The following is a 21,824-nucleotide window of genomic DNA, read 5'->3' as shown; positions in this document are numbered from 1 at the left end:
GGAAGAGATGAGAGAACGTCTTATTTTCCCATCCAGATTTTAAAATCGCTAACTTTCTCGCGGCTCACAATGGCTTCTTTTTCAAAAACGGGTTTGAGTGTCAGCGAAAGCCGGTTTCCGAAATAGGGCTGGATTTGCTCAACGGTGTTGTGCGTCACAATAACACCCCGGTTGATACGGAAGAACATCGACGGGTCCAGGGCATCCTCCAGTTCGTCGAGCGTGTAGTCGATCAGGTATTTCTGGTTGTTCCAGGTTTTAAAAAAGCTAAACCGTTCGTCGGTAAAGAAGAAGGCAATGTCCTGCACTTCTACCGACAGAAGCCGCTGCCCCAGACGAACCAGAAACCGTCGGCGGTATTCTTTCGGCTGCTGCAATTGCAGTTCGCGCAGTAATTTATCAAGGTTTATCGTCTGATTTGGCGGCTCATTGACTTCGGTCCGGCGCTGCTGCAAATCCCGGAATTTCTTCAGACTTCGCTGTAAATCATCCTTTTGAATGGGCTTGAGCAGATAGTCGATGCTGTTGACCTTGAAAGCCTGCAGGGCGTATTCATCGTACGAGGTTGTAAAAATAACGGTGCTGCTGACCTCAATCTGTTCAAAGATCTCAAAACTCTGTCCGTCGGCCAGTTCTATATCCATGAAAATCAGGTCAGGCGACGGGTTACTTTTCAACCAGTTTACGGTATCTTCAATACTAGCCGTTACGCCCGCGATCTGGAGCGAGGGGTCTACCTCCTGCACCAATTTCCGCAGCTTCCGCACCGCCAGATCTTCGTCTTCAACAATCAATACATTCATTGGAATATCTTTTCAGCAAATGCCAGCAAGTAATTTCATTTCCCGAAATTTCAGAAGAGAATAATGCCCGAATTGCTTTTTCCTGCGCGTGTATTGCGCAAAGGTGTGCAGGAATTGCAAACGGTATTCGCTCACTCTCCCCTATTTTCGGGCCCGTGACGTCATAAAATAAATCGGAACGCCCAACCCGGCAATCAACAGGCCCATGCCGGTATTGAACGTTTTTTCTTTCAACAGAATCAGGCAGATCGTTACCCCGGCGATGATATACAGCGCCGGAATTATCGGATACCCGAACGCTCTGTAGGGCCGTTCGGCGTCGGGTTCCTTACGCCGGAGCAGAAAAAGCCCACCGATGGTAACAATGTAAAACACCAGAGAAGCAAACGTACAATAGTCCAGTAAATCACCGTACTTCCCCGATAAGCACAGGGCCGACGCCCAGATGCACTGCAACCAGAGGGCTTTGCCCGGAACCGAATTTTTATTCAGATGGGCCGCCGTTTTCAGAAATAGACCGTCTTTGGCCATTGCGTAGTAAAGCCGGGCACCCGACAGAATCAGACCGTTGTTGCAGCCAAACGTCGACACCATGATCAGGACGGCCATAATCGCAACGGCCACATCGCCGAATATGAGGGAAACAGCCGCCGTCGCCACCCGATCGTACTCGGCAAACTGAATGCCACGGCCCAGCACATCCGGTGCCGTCGGCGACCCTTGCAGGGGCAGTAACGACAGGTAAGCAATGTTAGCCAGGGCGTAAATGGTCGTTACCAGCAGGGTGCCGGTAAAAAGACTCAGCGGAATATTCCGGCGCGGGTCGCGGATTTCACCGGCAATAAACGTTACGTTGTTCCACGAATCGGCCGAAAAAAGCGACCCAATCATCGACACGCCCAGGGCCAGCAGCAGGGCCATTCCGGTGATCGGAAAAACCGTTCCGTCGGCAGCGGTCTGCGTAGCCGCCCACGCATTCTGAAAATTGACCGAGAGCGTCCCGGTATTCGACCCGACCACAATACCGACGACGATCAGCCCCAGCAAGGCCACCAGCTTGGCCGAAGTAAACACGTTCTGAATCAGCTTGCCGCTCTGAATCCCCTGACTGTTGATCCAGGTCAGAAGCACGATGCTCCCAATCGCAAACAGCGACGATGCCTTGATGGGAAAGGATGCAATGCTGAACAGAATATTTTCCGGATTCAAAGCCGGTACAAAAACCGCCGTAAACTTGGTAAAGGCCACCGCCACGGCGGCAATGGTTCCGGTCTGAATCACCGCAAATACCGTCCAGCCGTAGACGAACCCCAGCAACGAACCGTACGCCCGCTGAATGTACACAAACTGCCCGCCCGCCTTGGGCATCATACCCGCCAGCTCGCCGTAGCTCAGGGCCGCCGTCACGGTAATAACCCCCGTCAATACCCAGAGCAACAGCAACCAACCCGCCGACCCGACGTTGCGGGACATATCGGCGCTGACAATAAAAATCCCGGAGCCAATCATGGAACCCGACACCAGCAGGGTTGCATCCAGAAAGCCCAGGGAGCGTTTCAGTTCGGTTTTTTCTTCGGTTAAGAGTTCGGTGGAATCAGCCATGAGCAGAATAAATCGTGAGCAGATGAAAGCGGAAGATAAAGAAAATTCTTACGCTTCGGTAAAACCGCCCCTAAAAACCAATCTCTTTTAGTCGACGGTAATCTCATCGGCCACGATCCAGGCAGACTGTCCGGCCTTGGGCATTCCGGCGGGCACCTTGCCCACATTGCGGGCAATGATCCGCACATACCGACCGCGTACCGGTTCGAAGGTGAGCGTCTGGCGAATGATGGCCTGTTTGCCCCGCTCGGTCGGGTTCATCGACACGGTTTTAACGGTTCGAAAGGCTTGTCCGTCGTCCGAAACCGCCACTTCCACCGCTCTGGGAAGTAAAATACTACCAGCCGTTGCCCTCACCAGGCCAATCGTCACGGTCTGGATGGACTGCGGTTCTGTCAGGTCAATCGTAGCGTTCAGATCGGCGGTTTTCACTCCGGCAACACCCTGCATTTCCTGCAAATAGCCAACCGTGGTCCCGTATTGTCCGTCGATCAGGATGGCCGGGTCGGCGTCGCGGGGCTTCATAGTCGGCGTGGCCAGCCGGATGGTTTTGCCGGTCGCTTTGGAAACTGCAACGTTCCACCGCTGTACAGCCCCAATCACCTGACCGTTTTTGACCGTAACGGCTTTAAGAGAAGTCGGTTTATCCAGCCGCAGCGGACGGTCGTAACGGACGGATTGGCTGCCGGGCTCCGAACCGTCTGTCGTATAGCGAATCTCGGCGGCTTTTTCGTTGGTAAACAAGGCAAGCTGTACATGCCCATCCGACTGCGGCATTGATTCGATCCGAACGGCGTAATAAGCCCGGGAATAAGTTGTCTGAAGGTAATCCAGCCGACGAAACAAATCTGGAAGGCGTTGGGTAAAATCCGGCCAGCTCTTTTGCGTAGCGGGTGTCCAGGCAATTTCGGCCACCGCAGCGGCCCGCGGCCAGACCATGTACTCAACCTGACCGGGCGTTTTGAGGTATTCCGTCCAGACATTGGCCTGAATGCCCATCATATGCTTTTGAACACGGTCGGGCAACTCTGCCGGAGTCGGGTTGTAGGAGTACGTTTCTTCCAACGGTGTCAACCGCCCAAACGCCAGCGGCTCCTGCGCCCGATCACCCTGATAATGATCCAGGTACACAAAATTCTCGGGCGTCATAATCACATCATGGCCCAGCCGGGCCGCCCGAATACCGCCTTCAACACCCCGCCAGCTCATCACCGTGGCACTTGGTGAAACCTGAATCGGCGGTGCGTTACCATCCATGATCTCGTCCCAGCCAATCATTTTACGACCTTTTGACGTGATGAATTTGTCGATGCGGGCGGTAAAATAGCTTTGTAACTGATTTTCGTTTTTCAGTTTCAGTTTTTTGATCAGTTGCTGGCAATACGGGCTTCTCTTCCAGGCTACTTTCGGGCATTCATCCCCGCCGATGTGAATATAGGGGCCGGGAAACAGGTCCATCACTTCGCTCAGAATGTCCTGCAAAAAGGTAAAAGTCTTTTCGTACGGGCAGAAAACATCAGTAAAAATCCCCCATTTGGTGGCGGTTTCGTAGGGGCCGTCAGAACAGCCGTACTCCGGATAAGCCGCCAGAGCCGCCAGCGCGTGACCCGGCATTTCAATCTCCGGAATTACCGTAACGTATCTGGATTGGGCATACCGCACCACCTCGCGCACTTCCTCCTGGGTATAAAAACCGCCGTACGGTTTTCCGTCAAACTGCTGCGGATCAGACTCATAATAATGACCGATCAGGGTTTCCTGACGCTGGCTACCCACCTGCGTGAGCTTGGGGTACTTTTTAATTTCGATTCGCCAGCCCTGATCGTCGGTCAGGTGCCAGTGAAACGTGTTGAACTTGTGCAGGGCCAGCAGGTCAATGTATTTTTTGATAAACGAAACCGGGAAGAAATGCCGGGCTACGTCCAGATGCAGTCCACGGTATGAGTAACGCGGCTGATCCTCGATCCGGCAAGCGGGAACGGACCAGTTTACAGCCGTTGAAACTCGGGTCGAACTAAAAATTTCGGGCGGCAGAAGCTGATACAGCGATTGAATCGCGTAAAAAAATCCCGCTGGCTGGGCCGCTTCAATCGTTATTGTCCTGGTAGTAACATCCATTCGGTAGCCTTCCGCACCCAGACCCGTATCCCCGACGGAACGGAACGTCAGCACACTTTCGGCGGCCCCGGATTCGTTAGCAGACTGAATGCCAAGAGTCAGGCCACTGGCGGTATTGACCTGCCGGATGAAATTTTCGGCCAGCGTTCGCAGTTCCGGGTTTGCAGCCGGAATCCGGACAATGGTGGTGTTACTCAGCACAAAACGGCCTTCACGGGTTTCAAGATGGGCTGGCCGGGGAATAATCGGACACCGGTTTTCCGACTGACCCAGACAGGTAAAAGACAGGAGAATACCCAACCACAAAAAACCTTTTTTAAACATAAAGACAAGCTGTTGAGTTTTTGACGATTCAAAACCATAGAAACAAACCCAACCCCAACGTGCTACAATTCGTTCTGATTTTCGGCTTGCTGATGCTGACTTGTACACGCAGTTTCTGCCAGACCATCACCCAAAAATACGACATCGAAATTGCCGGCATTACCATCGGTCACATGACCGTCGCGCAGGTTACCAGTCCAGCTTCCGTGGTTTATGATCAAACCTGCAACGTGGAGTTCTGGTTTTTCGGGAAAATACGCATCGCCTACAAAACCCTTTCCCGCTTCGACCCCAATACCAGCCAGCTCCTGCGCTCCGACATTGATGCCCATAGCAACCGGGGTGATTACCTGTCGGATGTTATCTGGCAGAAAGACCATTATGATATTAACGTAAAACAGTACAAATACGAGCGAAAAGCCGTGGAGACCCAGCCCATTGATTTCACGGCCATGCAGCTATATTTTGAGGAACCCGTGGGCCGCAGCCGGGTTTTTGCCGAATATTTTGGCGACTACGCCACCATCGAACCCACCCGAAAAGGCAGTTACCGCATCCGGATCGACGACCGGGAAGACGAGTATTTTTACGAGAATGGCAAGCTGATCAAAATTATCAAGAAGAATCCGATCAAGAATTTTGTTATCCGCCTGAGCAATTCTTAACGCTGCGCACACGCCTGATTTAGCCCCATTTTCAGTTTGACAGGCCGCTACTTTAAAAGTAAAACAATACAAATATTTAATTTTAACAAACCAAGATTACTCATTAACAAATTCCGTCTTTTTAAATAATATCAAAATTATATTTGCGCTTTAACTACAAGTACCTATAATTGCATCGGCGGTAGAAGCAAACAATTATAAAATCTACTGGCATAAGCCATCTCGGGCAAACGTTCCGGTTTGCTGCTTCATATCCCTTGGTTTCAGTCTTGAATTTACCTCCTCAATTTGGGGAGTGTTGTCATTTGTATTGCCTTTTCACACCACCTCCTTGATTATTCTTACACAACAACCCAATTAAGAATGAAGCAATTCTATGCATTTCTGCTCGTCTGGCTCGTAGTCGGCGGCCTGGGGAGAGTCTGGGCGCAGGACCGAACGCTGTCCGGAAAAATTACCAGTTCGACCGACGGCTCTCCCCTGCCCGGCGTCAACGTGGTCGCCAAAGGTTCATCGAAAGGCAGCGTCTCGGACGCCGACGGTAATTACACCCTGGCCGCCCCCGCCGGTACCAAAACCCTGGTTTTCTCCTACATCGGTTTTCTCACGCAGGAAGCCCCCGTGCCCGCATCCTCCAACACCGTCAACATCGCCATGACGGAAGCGGCCCAGAGCCTGGACGAAGTGATTGTTTCGGGTCTGGCCACGAGCGTTAAACGCAGCAATGCCGCCAATGCCGTCGCCCGGATTACTGCCGACGAACTGGTGGGTAAAACCCGCCCGGTTACGCTGGATGCGGCTATGAGCGGCAAAATCGTCGGGGCCAATATTGTGCAGAACAGTGGCGCCCCCGGTGGTGGTATTTCCGTTAAACTACGCGGTATTTCGTCCATCAACGGCAGTTCCGAACCGTTGTATGTGGTGGATGGCGTATTTGTGAACAACTCCCAGTTTGCTACCGGCGCGGGTTCGGGTTCATTCAGCGGAGCGGGAACCAACCAGGATCAGGCACCCAACCGGATTTCGGACATCAACCCCGCCGACATTGAATCAATGGAAATCCTGAAAGGCCCCAGCGCGGCCGCCATTTACGGAACGCGCGCCAATGCCGGAGTTATCATCATCACCACCAAAAAAGGCAAAGCGGGCAAAACAAAGGTGAGCTTCGGGCAGGATATCGGCTTTTCGTCGGCCATCCGGCTGCTGGGTTCGGAGGGCTGGAGCCTGGACCCCATCGGCCCCGAGGGACAAAACAAATTTGATTACGTGTTCGGAAACGGCACACCCGGCAGCGGCAGCAAAACCGAAATAGAACTCTGGCAGAAAGCCACCGCCGAAGGCAAAATCTACGATTATGAGAAATACATTTACGGCAATACCGGCCACATTAGCAACACGCGCCTGAGCGTTTCGGGTGGAAACGACAAAACCAAGTTCTACTTCGCAGCGGGCCTGAACGACGAAACCGGCATTCAGAAAGGAACGGGTTTTCAGCGCAAATCCATCCGCCTGAACGTGGATCACAAGCTTGCAAAGTGGATCGATTTCTCGATTGGTTCGAACTATATGCGTACCGGTGCGCAGCGGAGCTTCAGCGGAAACGACAACCGCGGGGTTTCAATCGGTTATACGCTGGCCTACACGCCCAACTACGCCCAGCTTTTCCCCGTCAACGGCGTCTATCCGCTCTCCCGCTATACCGGCGACAGCCCGATTGCCATTGCCGAGCGGACCATCAATGACGAGATGACCAACCGGTTTATCCAGTCGTTCACCAGCAACGTGTATTTCCTGCAAAAGCCGAACAGCACCCTCAAGCTGGCGCTCCAGGGCGGTCTGGATTACGTCAACACCGAAGCTGAAGTCTATTTTCCGGAAGATTTGCAGTCACAACTCACGCGGGCGACGCCGGGTGCTTCCCGCTATTCGAAAAACCGGAGTTTCAACACCAACCTTCAGGCTTTCCTGATCTACAACTGGCAGTTGGCGGGGGGCAAAATTGACCTCACGTCGCAGGTGGGTGCCGTTCGGCTGACGACGGACAACGACTTTAGCTGGATTCAGGGCGACGGTCTGCTGCCGAAGCAGAAAAACCCCAACACCGGCAGCGTCCGGACGTTCAACGAAACCTGGCAGGCGTGGCAGGATGTGGGTCTGGTAGCCCAGCAGGAGGCCAATTACCAGGATAAAATCATCGGTACGCTGGGCATCCGGTTCGACAAATCGAGCCTGAACGGCGATAATCAGAAATGGTATAGTTTTCCACGGGCATCGCTGGCCGTTAACGTTGCCAAGTTTGATTTCTGGTCTTATGACCCCATCAGCCAGTTGAAATTGCGGGCGGCTTTCGGACGCACCGGCGGGGTCCCGGCTTACGGCAATATTTTCACCTCACTGGGCACCACCATCATCGACGGTCAGCTCGGTTCGGTGGTTCCAACAACCGTGGGCAACCCGACCATCGAACCCGAAACCGCGCAGGAAATCGAATGGGGAATCGATCTGGGATTTCTTAAAAACCGTATTGGGCTGGAAGCGACTTATTACGACAAACAGATATTCAACCTGCTGAATCCCTACACCTTATCGTCCGGAACGGGGGTAACACAATTCAATGCCTATCCAGTCGGCGATTTGCAAAACCGGGGGATTGAACTGGGCCTGAACCTGGTGCCGGTTGAGATGTCAAATTTTACCTGGACCTCTTCCGTTCAATACTGGTTTAACCGCAGCAAGATCACGCGGCTGGAAATTCCGAACACGACGGTTGGCTCAGGTTTCAGCATCTACGGACGGAATCAGTTGCGGCTGGGCGAATCGCCGACGCGCTGGTTTGGCTCCCCGAACGTGCCGGACGAAAACGGTGTCGCTCAGGCCACGCGGTATGAAGACGCCCAACCCCGCTACCAGATTTCGTTTTCGAACCAGATTAAACTCTTCCAGCATTTTGATTTTGGCTTCCTGCTGCACACCAGTCAGGGCAATTTCAACTCCAACCTGACCACCAAGCAAAAAGATACGGGAGGTACGACGGTAGACTGGAGCCAGGTTGATAACCTGTACGGCAACGTGGGGCTGCCCAACGGCCGCGCCCGGCTGCCAACCAACCCCAACGTAACGGCCCGGGAGTTTATTCAGGATGCCAGCTACGTGCGTTTGCGGGAAGTATCGCTGTACTACACCCTGCCGAAAACCCTGCTGACCAGAGCCTTCAATAATGTGGTATCGAACATCCGCGTGGGTGCATCGGCCCAGAACCCGCTGACCTGGACCAACTACCAGGGGTATGATCCGGAGGCTTCCAACTTCGGTAATCAGTCGGTGGGCGCAAGCGTCGATAATGCCGCGTTCCCGAACAGCAAACGGTTATTTTTCCACCTGGCGGTCGATTTTTAATAATCCTGGTCTATCCCAAATCATCCCTTCATGAAATTCTCTTTCAAACATATGGTGCTGCTGGCCGGACTTACCCTGTCCATGCCGTCCTGTAGCTTTTTCGAGGTCGAAGACACCATCGACCCCAACAATCCCACGCTGGAATCCATCCTGACCAATGCGTCGCGGATTCAGATCAACCAGCTCGGTATCGGTATTCAGTCGGCCCTGCGCAACGGTCGGTCGAACTTCGTACTGGTCGCCGGTTCGATTGGCCGCGAGATTTACAACCTGGCTTCAACCGAGTTGACCTGGACAACCGAACTACTCGGAAGCACCAACGGCGGTTTTAGCGCAACCACCTTATTCAACGGCTATTACGCCGATTTCTCACAAACCCGTCGCCGGGCGGAATTCTTCAAAATGGCCGCTGAAAATTCGGCTCCGGGTGCGCTGACCGACGCCGAGAAAGACGGCATTCGGGGGTTTGTCAATACCGTGGAAGCCTACACGATGCTGAATATGCTCAACATGCAGTATAAAAACGGCATCCGCATCAAGTACACCGACCTGTACAGCCCCGGCGATTTGCTCAAACCTGGTCCGTTTGTTTCGTACGAAGAGGGGTTGAAGGAAATCCGGCGACTGCTGGACGAAGGGGCAACGCAACTGGCCGCGGGCGGGGCCACCTTCGGGTTCACGATGACGAGCGGTTACGCCGGATTCAACACCCCCGCGACGTTCCGGAAAGTAAACCGGGCGCTGGCGGCCCGCACGGCCATGTACCAGCAGGACTGGACCGGTATGCTGACGCTGCTCAACGACTCGTTTCTGGATCTGAACGGCCCCATGACAACCGGCCCCAACTTTACGTACTCAACCACATCGGGCGACATTACCAACCCGCAGTTTCAGCAAATGAACACGACGGCTTCGCCGGTTGTGGCCCAGTCGCTCTTTATCACGGAAGCCGAACCGGGTGATACGCGGGTAGCGAAGAAAGTCACCAAGCGGAGCTCGGTCCGGGCGATGAACGGTATTATTGGCGAGTATGACGTGTCGTTGTATCCCACCAGCACCTTGCCCATTTCGATCATCCGGAACGAAGAACTAATTCTGATGTACGCCGAAGCAATGATGCAAACCGGCAAACTGGCCGAAGCGGTCACGGCGCTGGACAAAGTTCGGGTAGCCGCCGGTTTGAAGGAACTGGCCGTTGCGAAGCCGACGGTTGTTAACAACAAAGCCGCCCTGATCGACGAGTTGCTGAATCAACGGCGGTATTCGCTGTTTTACGAGGGTTTCCGGTGGTTCGACATGCGCCGGTACGGGCGTCTGGATCAGTTGCCGAACGATCAGCCCAACCACAAGGTCTACGAGCAGTTGATCCGGCCATTTGCCGAAGTACAGTGGGATGCCAAGAATCCGCAATAATTAAACCCCTGAACCTTCATGAAAAAAGTTTTTTCAAATTCAATATTTCGCTGGGCGCTGGTTATTCTGGCGGTTTTCAGTTCGGGCGGCAGTTTTGCCCAGACGAAGCTCCGGTTTGAGATTTCGTACCCGGCTTCGATCAGTTCGGCCCCGCTCACGGGCCGGATGTTTCTGATCATCTCCCGCAAGGACAGCACCGAACCGCGTTTGCAGGTGGGCCGCTATGGTACGCAGTTCTGGGGGGCTGATTTCGAGAAACTGGCTTCGGGCAAAACCGTCACCATCGACGGTTCGACGCTCGGTTATCCCATCAACGCGCTGAAAGACGTGCCGAAAGGCGAGTATTTTGTGCAGGCCGTACTGAACAAATACACCGAATTCAAGCGGTCGGACGGGCACACGGTCTGGATGCACATGGACCAGTGGGAAGGCCAGCAGTGGACGCGGTCGCCGGGAAACGTGTACAGCGAAGTCCGGAAAATCACAATCGACCCGGCGAAAAGCGAAACCGTTAAGCTGGAGGTTACGAAAGTGATTCCGCCGATTTCGGTGCCCGCCGATACCAAATGGGTGAAACGCATCAAAATCCAGAGCCAGAAACTGACTAAATTCTGGGGTCATCCCATTTACATCGGCGCAACGATTCTGCTGCCCAAAGGCTACGACGATGAACCGGGCCGGATGTACCCGACGGTGTATCAGCAGGGCCACTTTTCCATTGCGCCCCCGTTCCGTTTTGCCGAAAATCCGGCCAACGAATTCTACAAAGACTGGACCGCCGACGATGCGCCCCGGTTTATTGCCGTCACGCTCCAGCATCCGTCGCCGTATTTCGATGACTCCTACGCGGTCAATTCGGCCAACAACGGTCCGTACGGCGATGCGATTCACGAAGAATTGATTCCGGAAATCGAGAAGAAATTCCGCTGCATCCGTGAAAGTTACGCCCGCTTGCTGACGGGCGGCTCTACCGGCGGCTGGGAATCGTTTGCGTTGCAGGTCTGGTACCCGGATTTTTACGGCGGCACCTGGTCGTTTGCGCCCGATCCGCTCGACTTCTGGAACGTGGAAGGCATCGACATTTACAAGGACAAAAACGCGTTTTATAAGGAATACGAGTGGTATAAGGTTCCCACGCCAAACACCCGCATCCCGGCCACGGGCGAAACCCGGCTCACGTCCGAACAACGCAACACGATGGAACTGGTCAACGGAACCAAAGGCCGGTCGGGTGGTCAGCTCGACGTCTGGAGTTCGGTGTTTGGGCCGGTCGGTGCCGATGGGTATTTTAAACCGTTGTTCGACAAAAAAACCGGTGTGATTGACCCCAGCGTAGCGCAGTACTGGAAGGAACATTACGACTTACGGTATTATCTGGAAAAAAACTGGGCGACCGTTGGGCCCAAACTCGTTGGCAAACTCCACGTGATCTGCGGGCGGATGGACGATTTCTTCCTTAACTTTGGGGTGTACAAAATGGAAGAGTTTTTGAGCAAAACCACCAGCCCGGCCTACGGCGGTTCGTTTACGTACGGCGACCGGGGTGGGCATAGCTGGCGGCCCTATTCCAACGGCGAGCTGCTCAAAATCATGGACGCGCACATCAAAAAGATGGCCCCGGCCAAAAGCACGACCAGCAAAGCCAACTAGTCAACACACTAAACTGTATGAAAATGAACCTGAAAATACCGTCCGTTCGTCGGCTTCTGTCGCTGGCCTTCGGAACGGTTTTGGCAAGCCCGTTGCTGGCACAGCCGGTGGTCAACAAAGCCGATTCGCTGTATATCGTCCAGAATTACACCAAGATGGAACGGATGGTGCCGATGCGCGACGGGGCAAAGCTGTTTACCTCCATTTATGTTCCGAAAAACACGTCGCAGAAATATCCGATCATGTTCGACCGGACGCCCTACAGCGTGGCTCCGTACGGGGAAGATAAGTATAAAACGTCGCTGGGTCCTTCAATGGCGTTTGCCAGAGACGGCTATATTTTTGTTTATCAGGATGTTCGTGGACGCTGGATGTCGGAGGGCGAGTTTGTGGCCGTTCGGCCGCATAACCCCGATAAGAAGAAAAAAACCGATGTGGACGAGAGTTCGGACACGTATGATTCCATCGACTGGCTCATCAAAAACATTCCGAACAACAACGGCCGGGTAGGCACCTGGGGGATTTCGGCCCCCGGTTTTTACACGACCATGACGGCCATCGACGCCCACCCGGCCCTGAAAGCCGTATCGCCCCAGGCTCCCGTAACCGACTGGTATATGGGCGACGACCGGCACCACAACGGCGCGTTTTTCCTGATGGGGACGTTTGCCTTTCTGTCGTCGTACGGTAAGCCCCGGCCTGTTCCAACGTCCAAACCGTCGCCCGGTTTCTCAGCCTACGGAACGCCCGATTCGTACAAGTTCTACATGAATGTCGGACCGCTCTCGAAAATAAACGAACGGTTTTTCAACAACCAGAACAAAGTCTGGCAGGAGATGATCGACCACCCGAATTACGATGAATTCTGGCAGGCCCGGACGCCCGTGCCGCACCTGAAAAACATCAAACCGGCGGTGATGACGGTGGGCGGCTGGTTCGATCAGGAAGATTTGTACGGTCCGCTGAAGACCTACGCCGGCATCGAGAGCAAAAACCCGAAGACCAAAAACATTCTGGTGATGGGTCCGTGGATTCACGGCGGCTGGGCGCGCAGCAACGGTGATGTGCTGGGCAATATTACATTTGGTGCTAAAACCGCACCGTATTACCGGGAGAAAATCGAACTGGCGTTTTTCAATCATTACCTGAAAGACGGCCCCGATCCGCAACTGCCGGAAGCGTCGATTTTTCTGACGGGTTCCAACGAGTGGAAACAGTACAGCCAGTGGCCGCCCAAGGAGTCGCAGGAACGCAACATTTACCTGCACACCAACGGTAAGCTGTCGTTTGAAGCACCAAAAGAAACCGAACCGGTGTTTGATGAATACCTCAGCGATCCGAAAAAACCGGTTCCGTATACCAACGAAGTCCGGATTATCCGGGGCAGCGATTTCATGTACGAGGACCAGCGGTTTGCGGCTGCGCGCCCCGACGTGCTGGTATACGAGTCGGAACCGTTAACCGAGGACGTGACCATTACCGGCAACGTCATGGCGAACCTCTTTGTCTCGACCACCGGCACGGATGCCGATTTTGTAGTCAAACTTATCGACGTATATCCCGACACCACCAAAGCCACCAGCCCGATTCCGACGACTAAAATGGCCGGTTTTCAGCTCATGGTGCGGGGCGAGGTCATGCGGGCTAAATTCCGGAACAGCTTTTCGAAGCCAGAACCGCTGAAGCCTGGCGAGATTGCGGAGGTAAAGTTCGATATGCAGGACGCGGCCCACACGTTCAAAAAAGGCCACAAAATGATGGTGCAGGTGCAAAGTTCGTGGTTTCCGCTGGTAGACCGCAATCCGCAGAAATTCATGAATATTTACGACGCAACAGAAGCCGATTACCAGAAGGCTACCCACCGGGTTTACTTCTCCAACAAAAACCCGTCGCACGTCAAAGTGCGGGTGCTGAACAAAGGAATTTAACGTTTTAGAATTGCCGGAAAGCCGTAGGGGATTGTCTCTTACGGCTTTCTGCTTTTTATTTAGAGCATAAAACCAATACCTTTGACCCTACTTCCTAACCCTCCAACTACGCATGAAAACCACAGTGATTATTCTTTTGCTGGGCCTGTTGCCCGGCTTTCTGGCCGCTCAGCAAACCAGCGGTATCGTCACCTCCGAATTCATTTACGAGCAGGCACCCTTCCCCTCCTGCCATGCCTCCACCCTAGCCGAAACGCCAGACGGTATTGTGGCGTCCTGGTTTGGCGGTACGCGTGAAAAACATCCCGACGTTGGCATCTGGGTCAGCCGCCGGACTAAAAAGGGCTGGACGGCCCCGGTCGAAGTCGCCAACGGTGTTCAGCCTGACGGTAGCCGACACCCAACCTGGAACCCGGTCTTGTTTCAAATGCCCAAAGGCCCGCTGCTGCTGTTTTACAAAGTCGGGCCCGATCCGGAAACCTGGTGGGGCATGAAAATCACCTCGTCCGATGGCGGTAAAACCTGGTCGAAACCCGAGCGACTACCCGACAACATCGTGGGGCCGATTAAAAACAAACCCGTCCTGCTGGCATCCGGCACGTTGCTCAGTCCGTCGAGCAGCGAAGACAACGGCTGGCGGCTCCACATGGAAAGTTCTGCGGACGGCGGCAAAACCTGGCAGAAAACTCCGGCGCTCAACGACGGTAAAGAATTCAGCGCCATTCAACCCAGCGTATTGTTCCATCCGGGCGGCCGGTTGCAGTTGCTTTGCCGAAGCAAAAATAAGCATGTACTGGAAGCCTGGTCGGAGGATGGCGGCAAGACCTGGTCGGCCTTGAAAGCGACGGAACTGCCCAATCCCAATTCCGGAACGGATGCCGTCACCCTGCGCGACGGTCGGCAGTTGCTGGTGTATAACCACACGCCAAAGGGCCGCTCCCCGCTGAACGTGGCCCTGTCGCCCGACGGAAAACAATGGCAGGCGGGTGTAGTGCTGGAGAAGGAACCCGGCGGTGAGTTTTCGTATCCGGCCGTTATTCAAACGCGCGACGGACGGGTGCATATTACGTACACCCATCACCGGAAAAAGATAAAATATGTGGTGGTTGACCCCGCTAAATTAAAACTGGCCGATATAAAAGAAGGACAATGGCCAAACCTGTAACGGGTTTGGCCGGGATGATTAACGAACGGTTTGCTGTCGCTCGATGACGGTTTTAAGCCGTTCGATTTCCTGCTGCTGGCTGTCGGCTTTGAAATAATAGTATAAACCGGCGATCAGGAAAATCTTTGACAGAATAAAAACAATCAGAAAAGCAAGCCGCCAGAGCCTGTGGACCCGGATGAAGGAATCGCTTACTTCGACTTCCAGATACGCTGGTTTGTCGGCTTTTGGCTCGTCGTTTTTCTGCTGCTCCTGCCCGTTCAGATCGCGTTTTTTGATCTCCTTGCCGGTCGTCCGGGCCTGAATGAGTTCCCAGGTTCCGGGCGGTGGCGGAACCGCATTATCCAGACAATATTGTTCAATTACAATTTCAAGCTCATTTAAAGCCGCAGAAACTTCCGGATAAAGAACCTTCATTTGCTGAACGTCCTGCTCTTCCTCCTCCGAGGCTAGCCCCAGCAAATAAGCTTCTAAAACTCCGCTACTTATGTAATTCTGAATATCCAACTTCCTGTGTAATTACGAACGACGAAACAGATGTATGTAATTCCGGACGGCTTTTAAGATCTCCGGTTTTGAAATATCCAATTGTTCGGAAATCGCATCAAATGAATATCCCTGGCGAAATGACAGATCAAAAATAAACTCCGGGGAGAAACGGCCCGCCGACGAACTGGGCTCGGCACTGGCAGCGTCCGGTTCGCTCGTTCGGGCTTTACGTTCAAGCGCCTTCAAACGGGCCAGCCTGATGATAGCAAGGGCGGGACTGGTTGAACTGGTCGAAAAAGAAGACAACGATAAGGAAGTGAATACGTCCAGCAGTGCCTCCTGCGCCAAATGCGTTTGGGGGAGTATCTGTAAAATAACCCCATAAGCCATCGCGCCAAAACGATCGAACAAAGCCCGCTGATCCGTAGGGGTTCGGAGGTGCTGCCATTGGGAAGCGTTTCCTGCCGATCGTTCCAATTCATTCATGCCATACCATCCTTAAAAAGAACCTGAATTACCGGCAATACGGTTAACATAATTGCTATACCGGTAAGCTTGCGGCTGTTTCAGTATAGGCTTCGTTTCAAATTGAATCAGAACAAAATACGACCAACTACCAGTAAAAGTGCAAAGAAAGCGTCTAACATCCTAATAGCGTACCGGATACAGAACCACTTGGAAAAGCGTTGCAGCAACAACCAGTCGGAAACCTTGCTCCGCCGTGAGCCTGAAAGCCGTCAATCACGCTAATCGGGTCTAAACAATTCTACTTTGGGGGATTGTCCGCTACTCACCTTAAAAATCCGTATCTTTGCACCTGATTTCAAATCCAGCAATACCGTGAGTTACAAAGAATACAAAAACCTGAATTACGCACAGGTAACCAACGATATTTTAGCGTTCTGGAAAGCCAATCGCGTCTTCGAACAATCGGTTGAAACGCGCGAAGGACAGCCTACGTTTACGTTTTACGAAGGACCGCCGTCGGCCAACGGAAAACCGGGTATTCACCACGTCATGGCGCGGTCGATCAAGGATATTTTCTGCCGGTATAAAACCCTACAGGGCTTTCAGGTGAAGCGCAAGGGCGGCTGGGATACGCACGGGCTGCCCATTGAGTTGCAGGTTGAAAAAGAACTGGGTATCAACAAAGACCATATCGGCAAACCCGAATCGGAAGGCGGTATCAGCATCGAAGCCTACAACCAGAAGTGCCGCGAAGCCGTGATGAAGTTTACGGATATGTGGAACGACCTGACCGAAAAAATGGGCTACTGGGTCGACCTCGACAGTCCGTACGTTACCTATCATACCGAATACATCGAATCCATCTGGTATCTGCTCAAGGAGCTGTATCAGAAGGGTTTACTATACAAAGGATACACGATTCAGCCGTATTCGCCCAAAGCCGGAACGGGTCTGTCGTCGCACGAACTGAACATGCCCGGCACGTACAAAGACGTGAAGGACACGACGATTGTGGCGATGTTTAAAACCAAACCGTCGGAGCAAACCGCCCGCGTCTTTGGCGACCTGTCAGGAACAACGCCCTACATCCTGGCCTGGACGACAACCCCCTGGACGCTGCCCGCCAACGCGGCCCTGACCGTTGGGAAAGACATTGACTATGTGCTGGTGAAAACGTTCAACCCGTACACCCACGAACCTGTACACGTGGTGCTGGCGAAAGCGCTGGTAGGGCGATGGTTCAACGAAAAAGGCAAGGACGGCGATCTGGAAGGCTACGCGGCTTCGGACAAAAAACTGCTGCCGTGGACGATTGTGGGCGAATTCAAAGGCGCGGATCTGGCCGGTATCGAATACGAGCAGCTTCTGCCCTACGTCCAGCCCGACCGACCGGCCTTCCGCGTTATCCTCGGCGATTTCGTGACGACCGAAGATGGTACGGGCGTAGTCCACACGGCTCCGACCTTCGGGGCTGACGACTTCCGGGTTGCCCAGCAGAACGGTATCCCGGCCATCATGGTGAAGGACGAAAACGGTAAAGAAGTACCGATTGTCGATAAACAGGGCCGGTTTGTGAAGGAAATCGGTGAGTTTGGCGGCCGGTATGTGAAAGAGCAATATTACTCGGACGAGGAGCAGGACGCACCGGAGTTCAAGCCTACCGACGTGCTGATTGCCATCAAGCTCAAGAGCGAGGGCAAAGCCTTCAACGTGGAGAAATACGAACACCCCTACCCGCACTGCTGGCGGACCGACAAACCCGTGTTGTACTACCCGCTCGATAGCTGGTTTATCCGCACGACGGCGGTGAAGGACAAACTGGTCGAACTGAACAAAACCATCAACTGGAACCCCGAAAGCACCGGAACCGGACGGTTTGGCAACTGGCTCGAAAACCTCGTTGACTGGAACCTGAGCCGCAGCCGGTTCTGGGGAACACCGTTGCCCATCTGGCGCAACGATACCGGTGAAGAAGTCTGCATTGGCTCGGTAGCCGAACTGAAAGCGGAAGTCCAAAAAGCCGTGGCGTCGGGTGTGTTGTCGGAAGAGCAAAAAGCCAAAAACGAAGCCTATCTACAAAAACTGGCGTCGGGCGATTATGACCTGCACCGGCCTTTTGTTGATGAACTGTACCTGCTTTCCGAGTCCGGCAAGGTGCTGCAACGCGAACCGGACCTGATCGACGTGTGGTTTGACTCCGGGGCTATGCCGTACGCGCAGTGGCATTATCCGTTCGAGAACAAGGATATTTTCGACAAAGCGTACCCGGCGGATTTCATTTCGGAAGGGGTCGATCAAACGCGCGGGTGGTTCTTCACGCTTCACGCCATTTCGGGGATGCTGGGCACGCTGGACGGTAAAGCCGATTCGTCGGTGGCCTTTAAAAACGTGGTTTCAACAGGTCTGGTGCTCGACAAAAACGGCAACAAAATGTCGAAGCGGCTGGGCAATGCCATCGATCCGTTTACGACGCTGGAAACGTACGGCGCCGATGCAACGCGCTGGTACATGATCACCAACGCCGAGCCCTGGGACAACCTGAAGTTCAACCTCGACGGTATTGCCGAGGTTCAGCGCCGGTTTTTCGGAACGCTCTATAATACGTATTCGTTCTTCGCGCTGTATGCCAACCTCGACCAGTTCGATTTCGACGGTGTGCGGACCATTCCGGTTGAACAACGCCCGGAACTGGATCGCTGGATTCTGTCGAAATTGCAGTCGCTGGTATTGGAAGTCGAGCAGCAGTTCGAGAATTACAACCCGACGAAAGCAGGCCGGGCCATTCAGGATTTTGTCAACGATCAGTTGTCGAACTGGTACGTACGGCTGTCGCGTCGGCGGTTCTGGACGGGTTCGGCGCAGGGCAGTTCGGCGGAAGATAAACAGGCGGCTTACGAAACGCTGCACGAGTGTCTGACGACGGTTTCAAAACTGATGTCGCCCATCGCGCCGTTCTTCGCCGACTGGCTATACCGCAACCTGACGAAAGAACAAGAGTTGTCGGTTCACCTGTCGTCGTTCCCGAAAGCCGAAACCACCCTGATCGACAGCGATCTGGAAACGTCGATGCAACTCGGTCAGGATATCTGTTCGCTGGTTCACTCGCTGCGGAAAGGCCACAAAATCAAGGTGCGCCAGCCTTTGACGAAGGTGCTGATCCCGGTTCTGAACGAAACCACACGTCGGCAAATCGAACACGTTTCGCCGATTATCCAGTCGGAAGTAAACGTCAAAGCCGTGGAATTCATCGACGATGCATCCGGTATTCTGAAAAAGAAAATCAAGCCGAATTTCAAGACGCTCGGGCCGAAATTTGGGCCAATGATGAAAGATATCGCTACGACGATCAACGCCATGACCGAGGACGACATCCGCAAGCTGGAAGCCGCCGGAAGCCTGCAACTGGCGCTTGGCGAGATTACGCTGGCCGACGTGGATATCCGGACGGAGGATGTGCCGGGCTGGATTGTCGCCAGCCAGAACGGTTTGACGGTGGCGCTGGACGTTACCATCACGGCTGAACTGCGGCAGGAAGGCATCGCCCGCGACTTTATCAACCGCATCCAGAACCTGCGCAAAGACCAGAATTTCGACGTGACCGATAAAATCCGGATCGAACTGGAGGAAGGTACCGGCGAAGGCCCGAATGAGGTGCTGAACACGGCCATCCAGACGCATAAGGACTACATCTGTCAGGAAGTGCAGGCGCTGTCGCTCGACCTGGTTACGGACCTGAACGGCAACGCGACGGAAATTGAAATGGACGAGTTCCGTCTCCGTTTAAAAGTAGCCGTCGCCTAACAAGCCAGGCGGTTAAAAGAAAGTCCGTGTTTCTGGAAGATACTAGCTTTCAGAAACACGGACTTTTAGTTATGGTCAATTCTATTTTACAAACTGTTCTTTTACAATCTGTCTTCTTAAACGAATTGATGGAGGTGGCATAACGGCATCAAGAATCAATTCCTGCAACAATTTGTCTGATAACTACCCGTCTAAGAAGGCGATAAAAAGAAAAGATGGTGAACACCTTCCGCACAATCCTATCATCTCCGCGTCCACCATCTTACTGGTTTTAACACGTTATGACGTGAATTGTTTGAAATATGTTTATCCGGCAATTGAAATTTTGGCCAAGCTAAAGTTAACGGCTGCCAGCGCATGAAGCGTTGTCGTGTCGAACAAAGGGACGGCGGTATGGCGGGACTGTACCAGCAACGGAATTTCAGTGCATCCCAGAATAACGCCTTGCGCGCCGTCCTGAGCCAGTTTCTCAATGATGGACACGAATCGCTCACGCGTGCTTTCACTGAAAACGCCCTGACTGAACTCGGTATAAATCTTCTGGTGGATATACTGCTGGTCTTCTGGGTTCGGCAACGTGACGTCGATACCGAAGCGCTCCCTGAGTCGGCCACGAATAAACTGGCGTTCCATCGTGTAACGGGTTCCGAGCAAACCTACTTTCTGAAAACCCGCCCTCTGAATGGCTTCTGCCGTCACATCAGCAATATGAATCAGCGGAACCGGTAATCGTTCGGCCACAGCGTCGGCCACTTCGTGCTGGGTATTGCAGGCAATCACCACGCAGTCGGCTCCGGCGCGGACCAGGCTCTGGGCCATATCATCAACGGCGGTTTCGATGGCCTGCCAATCGTCGGCGCGTTGCCATTGGTCAAACTCCTCAAAATTGGCACTCGACAGAATAATTTTTGCCGAATAATTACCACCCAGCCGCTTCCCAACTTCCTGATTCATAAGACGGTAATAAGCCGCTGTACTTTCCCAGGTCATCCCTCCGATAATGCCGATCGTTTTCATGCTTCCGAGAAGTAGGGTTGTTAACTAACCAGCGCCACGCCCCACAACACCACAAACAGTAAGGTCGACATCGCCAGTTGGCCCAGTCGTGGATTCAGTTCGCCCGGTTGCCGGTGATTGGCCACCGCCCGACCATTCAGCACAAACAGCGGAAAGGCCAGCAGGTACAGCCAGTTCAGCCAGTGGTAGCCGGTGGTCAGCGTATAAAACACCGCGCACAACATTCCGCCCAGCAGCAGCAGCCAGTGGTACCGAATGGCACGCTGACGCCCCAGCCGCACCGGAATGGAGTTTTTGCCGGTTTTAGCATCCGTTTCAATATCCCGGATGTTGTTGATATTCAGCACGCCCGTTGCCAGCAGACCCACGCTGGTGGCTGGCAGAAGAAGCCCCGGATCAAACGATAACGTATGCAAAAAGTAAGTTCCCAATACGCCCACCCAACCGAAAAAAAGCAACACGGCAATGTCGCCAAAACCACTGTAGCCATAGGGCCGTTTGCCGTTGGTATAGGCAATGGCCGCACCGATGCAGAGGAATCCTAGTCCCAGAAAAATCCAGAACACCTGCGCCGACGCGTTTTTCAGCGACTCAAACAACAGCCAGACGCCCGAAATCAGCGACAGAACCGCCGTAACGATAATCCCGCGCAGCATAGCTTCTTTGGTAATCAAGCCCGTAGCTACGGCCCGGCGGGGGCCTACGCGCTCGGCGGTATCTTTCCCCGACACCGCGTCGCCGTAATCATTGGCGAAGTTGGAAAGGATTTGTAGAAAAATAGTAGTGAGAGAAGCCAGAATAAAGATTTTCCAGCTAAACCGGCCTGCTGAGGAGGCCAGAAAGCTCCCCAGAATAATGCTGGCCAACGACAAGGGTAAGGTACGCGGCCGGGCAGCCGCAAGCCAACTTTTCATAGTGATGAGTTAAAAGTTAAGAGTTAAGAGTTAGCTGACGCATTCAACTCTTAACTCTTAACTCTTCATTC

Annotated in this window: 14 protein-coding genes; 7 read left to right on the top strand and 7 right to left on the bottom strand. The window is 53.5% G+C overall.

Annotated elements, in window-relative coordinates:
* Positions 1 to 20: 20 nt before the first annotated feature.
* The 3 genes from LX87_RS06385 to LX87_RS06375 all read right to left on the bottom strand — a co-directional run bounded on the left by LX87_RS06385 (position 21) and on the right by LX87_RS06375 (position 4,847).
* Positions 21 to 803 carry a LytR/AlgR family response regulator transcription factor gene (locus LX87_RS06385; RefSeq protein WP_111627291.1) on the bottom strand — a complete coding sequence of 261 codons (783 nt, stop codon included), beginning with the start codon at positions 801 to 803 and terminating at the stop codon, positions 21 to 23.
* Between the two features lie 141 nt (positions 804 to 944).
* Positions 945 to 2,405: an APC family permease gene (locus tag LX87_RS06380; RefSeq protein WP_111627290.1), complete on the bottom strand. Its 1,461-nt coding sequence runs from the start codon at positions 2,403 to 2,405 to the stop codon at positions 945 to 947.
* 87 nt (positions 2,406 to 2,492) lie between these two features.
* Entirely contained in the window at positions 2,493 to 4,847 is a 2,355-nt protein-coding gene (locus tag LX87_RS06375) for a beta-N-acetylhexosaminidase (protein ID WP_111627289.1), read from the bottom strand.
* Positions 4,848 to 4,906: 59 nt separating this feature from the next.
* Between LX87_RS06375 and LX87_RS06370 the strand changes: the two genes are divergently transcribed.
* From LX87_RS06370 to LX87_RS06345, 6 genes are all read left to right on the top strand, one after another.
* Entirely contained in the window at positions 4,907 to 5,512 is a 606-nt protein-coding gene (locus LX87_RS06370) for a DUF6134 family protein (RefSeq protein ID WP_229310561.1), read from the top strand.
* A 363-nt stretch (positions 5,513 to 5,875) separates the two neighbouring features.
* Positions 5,876 to 8,908, top strand: coding sequence for a SusC/RagA family TonB-linked outer membrane protein (locus LX87_RS06365; RefSeq protein ID WP_111627288.1), 3,033 nt, complete (start codon positions 5,876 to 5,878; stop codon positions 8,906 to 8,908).
* Positions 8,909 to 8,938: 30 nt separating this feature from the next.
* Positions 8,939 to 10,321, top strand: a complete 1,383-nt coding sequence (locus LX87_RS06360; RefSeq protein WP_111627287.1) for a RagB/SusD family nutrient uptake outer membrane protein — start codon at positions 8,939 to 8,941, stop codon at positions 10,319 to 10,321.
* An 18-nt stretch (positions 10,322 to 10,339) separates the two neighbouring features.
* Complete coding sequence (locus LX87_RS06355; protein ID WP_111627286.1) at positions 10,340 to 11,971, top strand: alpha/beta hydrolase-fold protein; 1,632 nt, start codon at positions 10,340 to 10,342, stop codon at positions 11,969 to 11,971.
* A gap of 17 nt (positions 11,972 to 11,988) precedes the next feature.
* Positions 11,989 to 13,899 (top strand): CocE/NonD family hydrolase, encoded by a 1,911-nt coding sequence (locus LX87_RS06350; protein WP_229310560.1) that lies wholly within the window; start codon positions 11,989 to 11,991, stop codon positions 13,897 to 13,899.
* Positions 13,900 to 14,011: 112 nt separating this feature from the next.
* Positions 14,012 to 15,064 carry a sialidase family protein gene (locus LX87_RS06345; protein ID WP_111627285.1) on the top strand — a complete coding sequence of 351 codons (1,053 nt, stop codon included), beginning with the start codon at positions 14,012 to 14,014 and terminating at the stop codon, positions 15,062 to 15,064.
* An 18-nt stretch (positions 15,065 to 15,082) separates the two neighbouring features.
* Here LX87_RS06345 and LX87_RS06340 read toward each other — a convergent pair whose 3' ends face one another.
* Both LX87_RS06340 and LX87_RS06335 read right to left on the bottom strand, forming a co-directional pair.
* Positions 15,083 to 15,481: a hypothetical protein gene (locus LX87_RS06340; RefSeq protein WP_229310559.1), complete on the bottom strand. Its 399-nt coding sequence runs from the start codon at positions 15,479 to 15,481 to the stop codon at positions 15,083 to 15,085.
* A 102-nt stretch (positions 15,482 to 15,583) separates the two neighbouring features.
* Positions 15,584 to 16,039: a hypothetical protein gene (locus LX87_RS06335; protein WP_111627283.1), complete on the bottom strand. Its 456-nt coding sequence runs from the start codon at positions 16,037 to 16,039 to the stop codon at positions 15,584 to 15,586.
* Between the two features lie 354 nt (positions 16,040 to 16,393).
* On the opposite strand from LX87_RS06335, the gene ileS reads away from it, so the two are divergent.
* Positions 16,394 to 19,822 carry an isoleucine--tRNA ligase gene (ileS, locus tag LX87_RS06330; protein ID WP_111627515.1) on the top strand — a complete coding sequence of 1,143 codons (3,429 nt, stop codon included), beginning with the start codon at positions 16,394 to 16,396 and terminating at the stop codon, positions 19,820 to 19,822.
* Between the two features lie 306 nt (positions 19,823 to 20,128).
* Here ileS and LX87_RS06325 read toward each other — a convergent pair whose 3' ends face one another.
* Positions 20,129 to 20,839, bottom strand: a complete 711-nt coding sequence (locus LX87_RS06325) for an aspartate/glutamate racemase family protein (RefSeq protein ID WP_111627282.1) — start codon at positions 20,837 to 20,839, stop codon at positions 20,129 to 20,131.
* 20 nt (positions 20,840 to 20,859) lie between these two features.
* Positions 20,860 to 21,753: a 1,4-dihydroxy-2-naphthoate polyprenyltransferase gene (locus LX87_RS06320; RefSeq protein ID WP_111627281.1), complete on the bottom strand. Its 894-nt coding sequence runs from the start codon at positions 21,751 to 21,753 to the stop codon at positions 20,860 to 20,862.
* Between the last annotated feature and the right edge of the window lie 71 nt (positions 21,754 to 21,824).

The sequence above is a fragment of the Larkinella arboricola genome, assembly GCF_003259745.1.
In the GTDB taxonomy this organism is placed as follows: Bacteria; Bacteroidota; Bacteroidia; order Cytophagales; family Spirosomataceae; genus Larkinella; species Larkinella arboricola.
Note: the sequence above shows the minus strand (reverse complement) of the source record. Positions and strands in the feature narration are given on the sequence as shown.